The organism is Citrobacter sp. Cb004 (assembly GCF_030337065.1).
Classification (GTDB): domain Bacteria; phylum Pseudomonadota; class Gammaproteobacteria; order Enterobacterales; family Enterobacteriaceae; genus Citrobacter; species Citrobacter braakii.
Genome location: NZ_JAOWCH010000062.1, coordinates 22721 through 34302 on the forward strand (window position 1 = coordinate 22721; position 11582 = coordinate 34302).

10 protein-coding genes are annotated in these 11582 nt (G+C 52.9%); 5 read left to right on the plus strand and 5 right to left on the minus strand.

Features of this window, described 5'->3' with window-relative positions; all coding sequences use genetic code 11:
• Positions 1 to 98 precede the first annotated feature (98 nt).
• Positions 99 to 1331: a dicarboxylate/amino acid:cation symporter gene (locus OGV65_RS14915; RefSeq protein WP_003019196.1), complete on the plus strand. Its 1233-nt coding sequence runs from the start codon at positions 99 to 101 to the stop codon at positions 1329 to 1331.
• Positions 1332 to 1361: 30 nt separating this feature from the next.
• Positions 1362 to 2552 (plus strand): cystathionine beta-lyase, encoded by a 1191-nt coding sequence (gene metC, locus OGV65_RS14920; protein ID WP_016155600.1) that lies wholly within the window; start codon positions 1362 to 1364, stop codon positions 2550 to 2552.
• Positions 2553 to 2644: 92 nt separating this feature from the next.
• On the opposite strand, the gene mdtM is transcribed toward metC, so the two are convergent.
• From mdtM to OGV65_RS14935, 3 genes are all read right to left on the minus strand, one after another.
• Positions 2645 to 3886: a multidrug efflux MFS transporter MdtM gene (mdtM, locus tag OGV65_RS14925; protein WP_046275093.1), complete on the minus strand. Its 1242-nt coding sequence runs from the start codon at positions 3884 to 3886 to the stop codon at positions 2645 to 2647.
• A 323-nt stretch (positions 3887 to 4209) separates the two neighbouring features.
• Positions 4210 to 4860, minus strand: coding sequence for a LysE family translocator (locus tag OGV65_RS14930; protein WP_046275092.1), 651 nt, complete (start codon positions 4858 to 4860; stop codon positions 4210 to 4212).
• Positions 4861 to 4908: 48 nt separating this feature from the next.
• On the minus strand, positions 4909 to 5724 hold the full coding sequence (locus tag OGV65_RS14935) for a helix-turn-helix transcriptional regulator (protein ID WP_235117071.1): 816 nt from the start codon (positions 5722 to 5724) through the stop codon (positions 4909 to 4911).
• Positions 5725 to 5954: 230 nt separating this feature from the next.
• Between OGV65_RS14935 and OGV65_RS14940 the strand changes: the two genes are divergently transcribed.
• A complete protein-coding gene (locus OGV65_RS14940) occupies positions 5955 to 6893 on the plus strand; it encodes an Rpn family recombination-promoting nuclease/putative transposase (RefSeq protein WP_172860611.1) in 939 nt (312 codons plus the stop codon).
• 51 nt (positions 6894 to 6944) lie between these two features.
• Here the strand turns inward: OGV65_RS14940 and OGV65_RS14945 are convergent, their stop codons facing one another.
• Positions 6945 to 8357 (minus strand): aminotransferase-like domain-containing protein, encoded by a 1413-nt coding sequence (locus OGV65_RS14945; protein ID WP_200051815.1) that lies wholly within the window; start codon positions 8355 to 8357, stop codon positions 6945 to 6947.
• Positions 8358 to 8534: 177 nt separating this feature from the next.
• On the opposite strand from OGV65_RS14945, the gene OGV65_RS14950 reads away from it, so the two are divergent.
• Both OGV65_RS14950 and OGV65_RS14955 read left to right on the plus strand, forming a co-directional pair.
• Positions 8535 to 8699: a DUF1127 domain-containing protein gene (locus tag OGV65_RS14950; protein ID WP_064484482.1), complete on the plus strand. Its 165-nt coding sequence runs from the start codon at positions 8535 to 8537 to the stop codon at positions 8697 to 8699.
• 150 nt (positions 8700 to 8849) lie between these two features.
• On the plus strand, positions 8850 to 10895 hold the full coding sequence (locus tag OGV65_RS14955) for a GmrSD restriction endonuclease domain-containing protein (RefSeq protein ID WP_353655116.1): 2046 nt from the start codon (positions 8850 to 8852) through the stop codon (positions 10893 to 10895).
• Here OGV65_RS14955 and OGV65_RS14960 read toward each other — a convergent pair.
• Positions 10830 to 11527, minus strand: a protein-coding gene (locus OGV65_RS14960) for an IS1-like element IS1B family transposase (protein ID WP_095033700.1) whose coding sequence is annotated in 2 segments (ribosomal slippage) — positions 10830 to 11278 and positions 11278 to 11527 — 699 coding nt in all. Because the reading frame shifts where the segments join, the coding sequence is not laid out codon by codon here. The two genes, OGV65_RS14955 and OGV65_RS14960, sit on opposite strands and share 66 nt — an antisense overlap.
• Positions 11528 to 11582: the final 55 nt, after the last annotated feature.

Sequence of the window (11582 nt, forward strand, 5' to 3'; positions counted from 1 at the left end):
ACTTAGGTGAGTTACGTCACAAAATAAAAGGAGGCGAAACGGAAACTCATCACATTGTGAATTTAATCTCATTAAATATTATTCTAAAGGTACCGATTATGTGGTCACGACTCGAACCCTACAGATCGTCGATTATTTTATTAGTTGCTCTGGTGATTGGCGGCTTATTAGGTATTTATGCCCCCTCGTTTGCAAGTAAACTCCAGCCAATCGGCCAGATATTCTTAAATCTGCTATTTATGATTATTGTGCCGCTGGTGGGGATCAGCGTCATGTCTTCGATCGCCAGTATGACCGACCTGAAAAGGCTGGGGCGCATTATGGCGATTATCTTTATTGTTTCGATCGCAATGGCCTTTATTCCGGCTGCCGGGATCGTTGCGCTGGCGCTATGGTATAACCCGGCGCAGGGCGTCACTATCGATCTTTCGCAGTCGGTGCAGGCGGGCAGCGGTAAGATGGATTTTGTCAGCATGATCACGACCAGCGACTTTATCGGACTGTTTTCTAAGTCCAATATTCTGGCGCTGATTGTGATGGCGATTATTGCTGGTGTGGCGATTGGTCAATCGGATCAGGCCGGTAAGCGCATTGCGTCGCTGCTGGAAGATGCCAATACCGTGATCATGAAGATCGTTTCGATCATTATGAAGGTCGCACCGATTGGCCTGGGCTGCTATTTCGCTGCCACTATGGCCAGTCAGGACTCTGCACTGCTGTTAACCTTTGCTCGCGCCATCGGCCTGTTCATGGTGGCCACGCTGGTCTACTTTGTTTTTGGCTCGATTCTCTATTCGTATATTGGCGGCGGTATTCCGGCGGTCAAAGCTTTCTGGCGTAATGCGATTGAACCGTCTGCGACTGCGCTGGGGACCTGCTCTTCGCTGGGGACTCTCCCGGTGACGCTGCGTGCCGGTAAGGCGATGGGGATTAACCCGGAAATCGTTGATGTCTCCATTCCGCTACTGGTTAACCTGAACAAAGGTGGCGTGGCGATGATTGCCGCGCTGAAAATTGTCTTTATCTATTCCGTGCTGGGCATGGAGTTCACCACCGAGACCTTCTTCCTGACCATGCTGATTGCGGTGCTCTCCGCCATTATCGTCGGCGGCGTACCGGGCGGGGCATTCCTCGGTGAAATCTTTATCGTCACTACGCTGGGCCTGCCAATGGAAGCGATCCCGATGTTGGTAGTGCTGGGCACGATTACCGATGCGCCTGCCACACTGATTAACGTTATCCATGATTTGAATGCGGCGCAGATTGTTGAACGGTTCGCTGGAAAAAAGCAGACCAACACTGAAATAAACTCTACTGCTGCGGTGGTATAGGTTTCACACGGATTAAGAACAGGAGATGTTATGAAAGACGCAATGAAGCTTGAGACGCAATTGGTTGTTGCGGGTCGCGACAAACGCTACACCCAGGGAGCGGTGAATCCGGTTATCCAGCGCGCCTCTTCGCTGGTGTTTGATACCGTGAAAGACAAAAAATTCGCCACCGCCAATCGCGCAAATGGTGAGCTGTTTTACGGTCGTCGCGGAACCTACACCCACTTTGCCTTCCAGAAGGCAATGAGCGAACTGGAAGGCGGCGTTGGCTGCGCGCTTTACCCGTGCGGCGCTGCGGCGGTGACCAATGCGATTCTGGCGTTTGTCCAGGGTGGCGATCATATTTTGATGACGGGCGCGGCCTACGAGCCAACCCAGGATTTTTGCAATAAGATCCTGAGTAAATTCAATGTGGAAACAACGTATTACGATCCGTTGATTGGTGCTGGTATCGTTGATCTTCTGCGTCCGGAAACGAAAGTTGTATTCCTCGAATCGCCAAGTTCGATCACCATGGAAGTCCAGGATGTACCGGGGATGGTGAAAGCTATCCGCGCGGTTAATCCGGAGATTGTCATTATGATCGACAACACCTGGGCGGCGGGCGTACTGTTCAAAGCGCTGGAATATGGCGTGGATATTTCCATTCAGGCGGGAACGAAGTACACCATCGGTCATTCGGATGGCATGCTGGGCACGGCGGTGTCCAACGCGCGTTGTTGGGATCGTCTGCGCGAGAACTCCTATTTGATGGGACAAACTCTGGATGCCGATACGGCCTACAACGGCAGCCGCGGATTGCGCACCCTGGCGGTACGTCTTAAGCAGCATCAGGAGAGCAGCATCCATATTGCCCGCTGGCTGTCGGCAAGGCCGGAAGTGGCGCGGGTGAATCATCCGGCATTACCGGAATGTCCGGGACACGAGTATTTTCAGCGTGACTTTGCCGGAAGCTCAGGCCTGTTCTCGTTTGTGCTGAAAAAGAGACTGACCGACGAGCAGATGGCGAATTTCCTCGATAACTTCTCGCTGTTCCATATGGCCTATTCGTGGGGCGGATTTGAGTCGCTTATTCTGGCGAATCAGCCAGAAGAGCTGAACAGCATTCGCCCAGCCGGAGAGGTGGATTTCAGCGGCACCCTGGTCAGGGTGCATATTGGCCTTGAGGATATTGGCGACCTGATTGCCGATCTGGAAGCAGGGTTTGCGCGCATTGCTTAAGATAATGTGATGGTTGCCGGATGCGGCGCAGGCGCCTTATCCGGCCTATCACTACGACATAGGCCGGATAAGCGTCAGTGCCATCCGGCAGGTTAGTTTTCAGTGGCTAACGTTGTTGTTTCATGCTGGCGAACCCGTTTCAGTAAGCCTGCCAGGGTAAAGACGACAGCAATACCCGCCGCAACCGCCAACAGATGAAACGAAATCCTGCCGCCGTTAAACCACAGCCAACGTCCGATTTCGACAGAAACCGCCATTACCGTCAGGATGACCATATTCAGCGACGCCGAGACCGTACCCTTCGGTAAGTTGTTGGAAAACAGCGTAAAGCGGAACAGCGTCGGAAAGATCATACCAATGCCAAACGCATACAGGCTGGTTCCCAGCACCGACCACAACCAGACGTGCGGCCACAGCAAATTGCCGGCAATCAGCACCGCCAGTCCGCTCAGTTGAATGGGTGCCGCCCGCCAGATAAAGCGTGGCTGGGTTGGATCCTTCACAAAACGAACAACCACCATATTGGCGACGATCACCGCGCCAAACACCGGTGCCTGCGCCCAGGCAAACTCTGATGTGCTCATACCGCCAGCGTCGATCAGGATCACCGGCGAGACCGCCACCCAGCTCATCATCGGGATATAGCTTAGCGACAGCGTGGCTGCGCCAAACAGGAATACCCGGTTGCGGAAAACGTCGCGGAAATCACACAGTACGCCGCGTGCACTGAACGGCACCGCGCCGCGCTTAACGGTTTCCGGCATTGCTAACGCTAGCCCAATCAGGGCGATAAGCCCCATGGTGGCGATAATGGCAAACAGGACTTTCCAGTGTACAAAGTGCATCAGCGCTGCGCCGGAGAGCGGGCCGATAACTGGCGCAACCAGCACAATGGAGGTGATTATCGCCATTAACTTAATGGCCTTCGTTTGCCCAAACGCCTCCTGCACCGTGACATAGCCAACGGTAGCGATAAAGCAGATGCTGGTGCCCTGTACAAATCGGGCGACCAGAAATTGCGTCATTGAGGTGGTCAATAGCGTGGCAGCGCAGGCGAGCGTAAAGATTAACGCCCCCGCAATCAGCACCGGTCGACGGCCAATCCGGTCGGAGAGCGGTCCCAGCAGCCATTGCAGCGCCATGCCGCCAGCCAGATAGAGGCTCACCGCAGCGGGGGCCAGGCTGACGTCGGCGTTGAAATCACGCACCACATTGATGATGCCTGGCTGGATCAGGTCCGTCGACAGATAGGCGGCGAAGTCATATAAAATCAACGCGACAGGAAAAAATAGCGTCGTGGTGCGTTGGGAGAAAAACGCGAGAATCCGTTGCATAAAACAGCTCCTTTTCGGGAGAAAACCCTCAACGGGAATAGCGAAATTCAATACCGTCTTTGAGACGTCAGACCGATGACAGAAAAAAGCAGACTGCAAATGTACTGAATTTCATGTAATCAAAAACGCTGCCTGCGCGAGGCGCAAACAGGAGAAACGTTTTCAGACTCGGGTCAGAAAACGTAACGATTACAGGTAACAATCAGCACATCGCACCTCGGGAAGAATTGGTTGAATGGATAATAGCCACCCAAAGTGTAATGCGGATTGGATATTAATTAAACGAGTTTATCCGCTTTATTTGCAGAAAATCGTCACGCTTATCAGAAAGTGACGCTCTGCAGAAAACGCAGCGCGATCGCACTGCCGAAGACGATCAGCACGCCGCCGGCGATACGCTCAATCCACACGATCCCTCTGGTTAACCGTCGCTGGATCTGCGGTAAGCCGATGAACATCACGATCAGCAGATCCCAGAACAACACCACGCTGGTCATCCAGATCCCGCTCATGGTTTGTTGCAGCAGCGTCACCGACGGGCCGAGCAGGGCGGTCATTAGCGCCAGATAGAACAGCGCATTTTTTGGGTTAAGCAGCGACGAACCTAATCCCAGCAGCAGCTGTTTGCCAAATCCTGGACAGGTAGACTGGGCGTCTGCTCCGGTCAGGGTTTGCGGGCGGCTGCGTATCAGTAGGCTGCCAATCCATAATAAATAGAGCGCGCCCAGCAGCTCAATAACCGTAAACAGCAGGGGAAGCTGGCGCAGGATCCCCCAACCAATAATCGCCAGCAGGATATACAGCCCGTTGCCGATGGCGATCCCCACGCACAGCCCAGCGCTGCCGCGCATCCGGTAACGTACGGCGTAACCGACCAGTAAAAAGAAGTCCGGCCCTGGGCTGAGTAGTGCAACAAAATGCGCCAGCGCCAGCGCGGGAAAAGCAGACGGAAAAAGTTCAGCAAGCAGCGACATAGCGACCTCAGAAAATGAAACAGAGATCAGCGTACGCCTGACGCAACGCTAATTATTGTCTGATATTGATCGTCCCAGTGCGTACTGGCGCGGTGTGGCTGCTGTGTAGCGAACAAAGGTGCGATGGAAATGGCTCTGGTCGGCAAACCCGCTCTGGTAGCCGACATCGACAATCTCGTCCCCGGCCCGTAGCCGCTGACGGGCATAGTCAATCCTCACGATGTTCAGATAATTTCCCGGCGTCAGCCCGGTGTCCTGCTTAAAGGTCCGAATCAGCGTTTCTTTACGCATGTGACACTCATCTGCCAGCTCATCCAGCGAGGGTGGGGAGAGCAGACTGGACTGCAACCGCTCGCGCAGATACTGGCTGGTGACGCTTAGGTTTTCCGGTGTTACCGACTGCAATGGCAGCGAGCGCAGCAATGCTTGTGCGGCATCAGTTATCTGCGTCGTTTGCCGTTGCGGCATGAGCGCCACAAGGTGCATGTAGCACTGGAATAATTGCGGATCGCGGATAACAGGAGTGCGCGTGCAAAGCCGTTGATTGCTGTTCAGCGCTGGCAGATGGGCAAGGCACCACCGGGCATCAAGATAAAGCATGTGATAGCTGCGAAATTGCCCGTTGACGGGATTACAGCTGTGAGGTGCCAGTGGTGGGATCACAATGAGATCGCCCACCTCCAGATGGTATTCCTTGTCATCGCACAGGCAGCAGGTTCCTCCCTCGAGAATTGCCCCAATCGAGAGCTGAGAGTGGTGATGGCGCTTATAGGCCTGCTGACTTTGCCAGGTGCTGCGAAGCTCCAGCCACGGCAGTTGCTCATCACGCCAGAACGATTGTGGAATATCTCGGGTATGCGTCACATCGTGTCCTCCATGAAAGTGATGATTTGTTATAGCACAGGCCCTGCGGTGAAAAAGCGGGAATGTGCATTGAGGTCGTGATTCTGCGTGATGCGTTCCAGACAAATGCAGACGTTACAAAGGGGCGTTTTTATCCCGGAAATCGCCTCGCAAAGAGAGAACGTTACAGGTGAGAGTGTGGTTTACCAGCGCTACAGTCACGGCATCTTATTTCCAGGTGATGGATCGCCATGAACAAAGCACCGACTTCCACCCCGCATGATGCGGTCTTTAAAACGTTTTTGCGCCACCCTGAGACAGCTCGGGATTTTCTACAAATACATCTTCCCGCTTCGCTGCGCGAACTTTGCGATTTTCAGACGCTGAAACTCAAGCCGGATAGCTTCATTGAAGAGGATTTACGCGCGCACTATTCCGATGTGCTGTGGTCCGTGAAAACGACGGAAGGTGATGGCTATGTCTATGTGGTGATTGAACACCAAAGCACACCGGATGCGCATATGGCATTCAGGTTGATGCGTTACGCGGTAGCGGCCATGCAGAAGCATTTAGATGCCGGGCATCAGCAATTACCGCTGGTGGTGCCGATGTTGTTCTATCACGGTGCGAAAAGCCCATATCCTTATTCCCTATGCTGGCTGGACGAGTTTGCGAACCCGAAGCTGGCTCGTCAGCTGTATGCTGTGGCGTTTCCACTGGTGGATATTACAGTTATCCCGGATGACGAAATTGTGCAGCATCGACGTATGGCGCTGCTGGAGTTAATCCAAAAACATATTCGTCAGCGCGACCTTATGGGGCTGGTCGAGCAAATTGTTTCCCTGCTACTTACCGGACTGACTAATGACAGCCAGATAAAGACGCTGTTTAATTATATTTTACGAACTGGCGATGCGCCTCGATTCAGTGAGTTTATTCGTGAGGTTGCCGAACGTTCACCGCAGTATAAGGAGCATTTGATGACGATCGCCGACAGATTGCATGAGGCAGGGCTACAAAAAGGCAGGCTGGAAGGGTTACAGGAAGGACGACAAGAAGGGCTTATAGAAGGACGACGTGATGAGGCGCTCCGTATTGCCCACACTATGCTGGCAGACGGTATTGATATCTGCACGGTACAAAAAATTACCCGGCTTTCCGCAGAAGATATTCAGGGTTTAAGTCATTAGATATGAGTTAAATCGCATAATCGCCTGCCCGGAATCACCGGGCGGTCCGGTTTACTCTATCGCCATCTTTACCGCCTCGCCGAGCTTTTGCATCACTTCCTGATGCTTCTCGTTTGGCGGCAACGCGCAGTTGATGCGTACGCAGTTGCGATACTTTCCGGATGCGGAGAACAGCGATCCCGGTGCGACCTGGATTTTCAGGCGACAGAGCTGCTTAGCGACGCAGACCATATCGACCTGGAGCGGCAGCTCGACCCACAGCATAAAGCCGCCTTTTGGTCGTGTGACGCAGATCCCGCAGGGAAAATATTCCCGTACCCAGCAGGTGTAGATCTCCATATTACGCTGATAAATCTGGCGCATACGCCGGATATGCCGATGGTAATGACCTTCGCGCACAAAGGAGGCTGCTGCCAGCTGCGTAGCGGGAACGTTAGTACCAATGACGGCGTACTTCATGTGTAGCAGTTTGTTGTAATAGCGACCGGGAACCACCCAACCCACGCGCAGTCCTGGGGCTACGGATTTGGTAAACGAACTGCAGAGTATTACCCGGCCGTCACTGTCCCAGGAGTGGATCGTACGCGGGCGCGGATACTCTGTGGCCAGTTCGCCATACACATCATCTTCAAAAATGACGATGTCGTGACGCTGGGCGAGGGCGAGCACCGCCCGCTTACGCGCATCCGGCATAATGAACCCGAGAGGGTTGTTGCAGTTGGGAACCAGCAGCACGCCTTTGATCGGCCACTGATCCAGCGCCAGCTCCAGCGCTTCAATGCTGATCCCGGTATCCGGATCGGTTGGGATCTCAATCACCTTGATCCCGAGGCCGCGCAGTAGCTGCATTGTGCCGTAGTAGGTGGGGGATTCAACGGCGACAATGTCCCCTGGCTGACAAACCGCCAGCAGCGCCAGCGACATTCCGCTCTGGCTCCCGTTGGTTATCACAATATCATCGGCGTTGAGGACTGAACCGCTGTCCAGCATCAGACGGGCGATCTGCTGGCGCAGATCCTGGCTGCCGGGAAGCTTGTCGTACCCCAGCACCGCCTTCAGGTTATGCTGCACTACGCGGCTGAGTTCGCGCCAGAGCGGTTTCAGGCTCGGTTGACTGACATCTGGCGCGCCGCTGCTGAAGGGGATCACAGATTTATCGCTATGCCCTTTTAGCATATCCAGCACCAGATCCCACTGCGTTATCTCGACCGGACGCTGCACCGGGCGTGACATCGGCGGTACGGGCGGCAGCGCTTTTTGCGGCACGACAAAATAACCGGAACGCGGCTGCGGGGTGATCAGCTGTCGCTGTTCCAGCATCTGATACGCCTGCTGGACGGTGCTGATACTGACCCCGTGTTCCTGACTCAGGTTACGTACTGAAGGCAGTTTTTCGCCATGGCGATACAACCCCTGCTCAATGCGTTCGGCCAGCAGATTGGCCAGATGTTGATAACGCGTCATGCTGTATCCCTCATGGGTATCATACAGATTAAAAAACCAGTACAGATTGGCGTGAAAAAAGCGATGCAGAACTCTTTTTAACCAATCTGTATGTTAAATAAAAGTACTTTGTGAGTCTGTATTGCTTAGGGCCAAATCCGTGAAGATAAAGCTTCAGACAAGGCGGGGAGGCAAGGTATGGAATTTCATGAGAATAAAGCAAAGCAGCCATTTATTGGGTTTGTTCTGATCTGGCGGGCATATAAGGCGTGGCGGTTACGGGCGCAAACGCGGCGCGTATTGCAACAGATGAGTAATGAGCGGCTGCGGGACGTGGGGCTGCGACGCGATCAGATCGAATAGCCGCGGATGGTGTTTCCTGAACGGCTTTGTGGCGACCTCGTTTGTGGTGGGGCGATGGAAGAGGAAGGACTGGGAGAAATTGCTCCTGGTTCTGCCAACGAAGGGAGTATTATTGAAGCACTTTTGCTTCATGGAAGGATTATTATCAGGATGAAAGCTACAGAAGCCCGATTACTCGATTTTCTCAAACGCTCACAGCAATTTGTTATTCCCATCTATCAACGAACCTATTCATGGTCTGAGCAACAATGTCGTCAGCTTTGGGACGATATTCTCCGTGCCGGACAACGTGACGATATTTCGGCCCACTTTATTGGCTCCGTTGTTTATATAGAGCAGGGACTGTATCAGGTTTCGGGGATTTCTCCGTTACTGGTTATTGATGGTCAACAGCGCCTGACGACGGCGATGTTACTCCTTGAGGCGTTATCCCGTCATCTTGGCGATGAAGAGTTGATTGATGGCTTCTCCGCCATGAAGTTACGCAATTACTATTTGCTCAACCCCTACGAGTCCGGAGAGCGGGGATACAAGCTGTTGCTGACGGAGACGGATAAAGATAGCCTGCTGGCGCTGATTAAACAAAAACCGCTGCCTGAAAACGGTTCGCAGCGGATTGAGGCCAATTTTAACTTCTTCGATGAACAAATCAGCAAATTAGGCGATGACTTGATTTCGCTGTGTCGTGGGCTATCAAAGCTATTGATTGTCGATGTCGCACTGAATCGCGGGCAGGATAACCCGCAGCTAATTTTTGAAAGTATGAACTCAACGGGCAAAGCGCTCAGCCAGGCCGATTTAGTGCGTAATTATATCCTGATGGGGCTGGAGCCGGAACATCAGACGCGGCTGTATGACGACCACTGGCGACCGATGGAAATTGCTTTTGGTCAGAAAGGCTATAGCGAATATTTTGACAGCTTTATGCGTCATTATCTGACGGTCAAAACGGGGGATATTCCTAGGACCGATGAAGTTTATGAAGCATTTAAGTTACATGCGCGTAGCCAGGCTATCGCCGAAGAGGGTGTGGATGCGCTGGTAGCGGATATTCAGCGCTATGCGGAATATTTCTGTGCGATGGCGCTGGGGAAAGAGAGCGATAAGCAACTTGCTATAGCGTTTCAGGATTTACGGGAGTTAAAGGTTGATGTTGCCTATCCGTTCCTGCTGGTGCTGTACCACGATTACCGGGAGGGCAATTTATCACACGATGATTTTCTGAGTGCGATACGCCTGGTTGAGTCGTATGTTTTCCGCCGCGCGGTGTGCGCTATTCCAACCAACTCGCTGAACAAAACATTCGCCACGTTTTATAGAGTACTGGATAAAGAAAACTATCTGGAAAGTATTCAGGCGCATTTACTGGAACTGCCGAGCTATCGACGTTTCCCGGACAACGATGAATTTAGCCACAAGTTAAAAGAGCGCGATCTGTATAACTTCCGTAGCCGTAGTTACTGGCTACGCCGCCTGGAAAATTACGGGCGCAAAGAGCGCGTGGCGGTGGATGAATATACGATTGAACATATTATGCCGCAGAATGAAAATCTGTCGGCAAAATGGCGTGAAGAGCTGGGTAGCGACTGGCAGCGGGTACATAAAGAGCGACTGCATACGCTGGGGAACCTGACGTTAACCGGCTATAACTCCCGTTACAGCGATAAAGCCTTTGTGGAAAAACGCGATATTGATGGCGGCTTTAAAGAAAGCCCTTTGCATTTAAATACCGGATTAGGGCAGTGCGAGAAGTGGGATGAAGCGGCGATGGATGCTCGGGCTGAGCGGCTGGCGAAGCGTGCCGTTCAGGTCTGGAGTGCTCCTGAGTTGGATGAAGATGTTCTTGATGGCTATCGTCAGCAGCCTGAAAAAGCGATGAACTACAGTCTGACGGATTTCCATCAACTGGAGGTCGGCTCACATAGCCGGATGCTATTTGACCAACTGGCACCAGAGATTTTAAAGCTGGATGCGAGTATCACACAGGAAGTGCTGAAGCTGTATATCGCCTTCAAGGCGGAGACCAATTTTGTGGATGTCGTACCGCAGAAAAGCCGGTTGCGCCTGTCGCTGAATATGCCGTTCCATGAACTGGTCGATCCGAAAGGGATGGCGGGTAATGACTCCAACTTATTGATAGTGTTTTATGTTCAGATAATGCCCGATGACTTTGTCATGCAGCTCCACCGATTTTGAGAACGACAGCGACTTCCGTCCCAGCCGTGCCAGGTGCTGCCTCAGATTCAGGTTATGCCGCTCAATTCGCTGCGTATATCGCTTGCTGATTACGTGCAGCTTTCCCTTCAGGCGGGATTCATACAGCGGCCAGCCATCCGTCATCCATATCACCACGTCAAAGGGTGACAGCAGGCTCATAAGACGCCCCAGCGTCGCCATAGTGCGTTCACCGAATACGTGCGCAACAACCGTCTTCCGGAGCCTGTCATACGCGTAAAACAGCCAGCGCTGGCGCGATTTAGCCCCGACGTATCCCCACTGTTCGTCCATTTCCGCGCAGACGATGACGTCACTGCCCGGCTGTATGCGCGAGGTTACCGACTGCGGCCTGAGTTTTTTAAATGGCGGAAAATCGTGTTGAGGCCAACGCCCATAATGCGGGCGGTTGCCCGGCATCCAACGCCATTCATGGCCATATCAATGATTTTCTGGTGCGTACCGGGTTGAGAAGCGGTGTAAGTGAACTGCAGTTGCCATGTTTTACGGCAGTGAGAGCAGAGATAGCGCTGATGTCCGGCAGTGCTTTTGCCGTTACGCACCACCCCGTCAGTAGCTGAACAGGAGGGACAGCTGATAGAAACAGAAGCCACTGGAGCACCTCAAAAACACCATCATACACTAAATCAGTAAGTTGGCAGCATCACC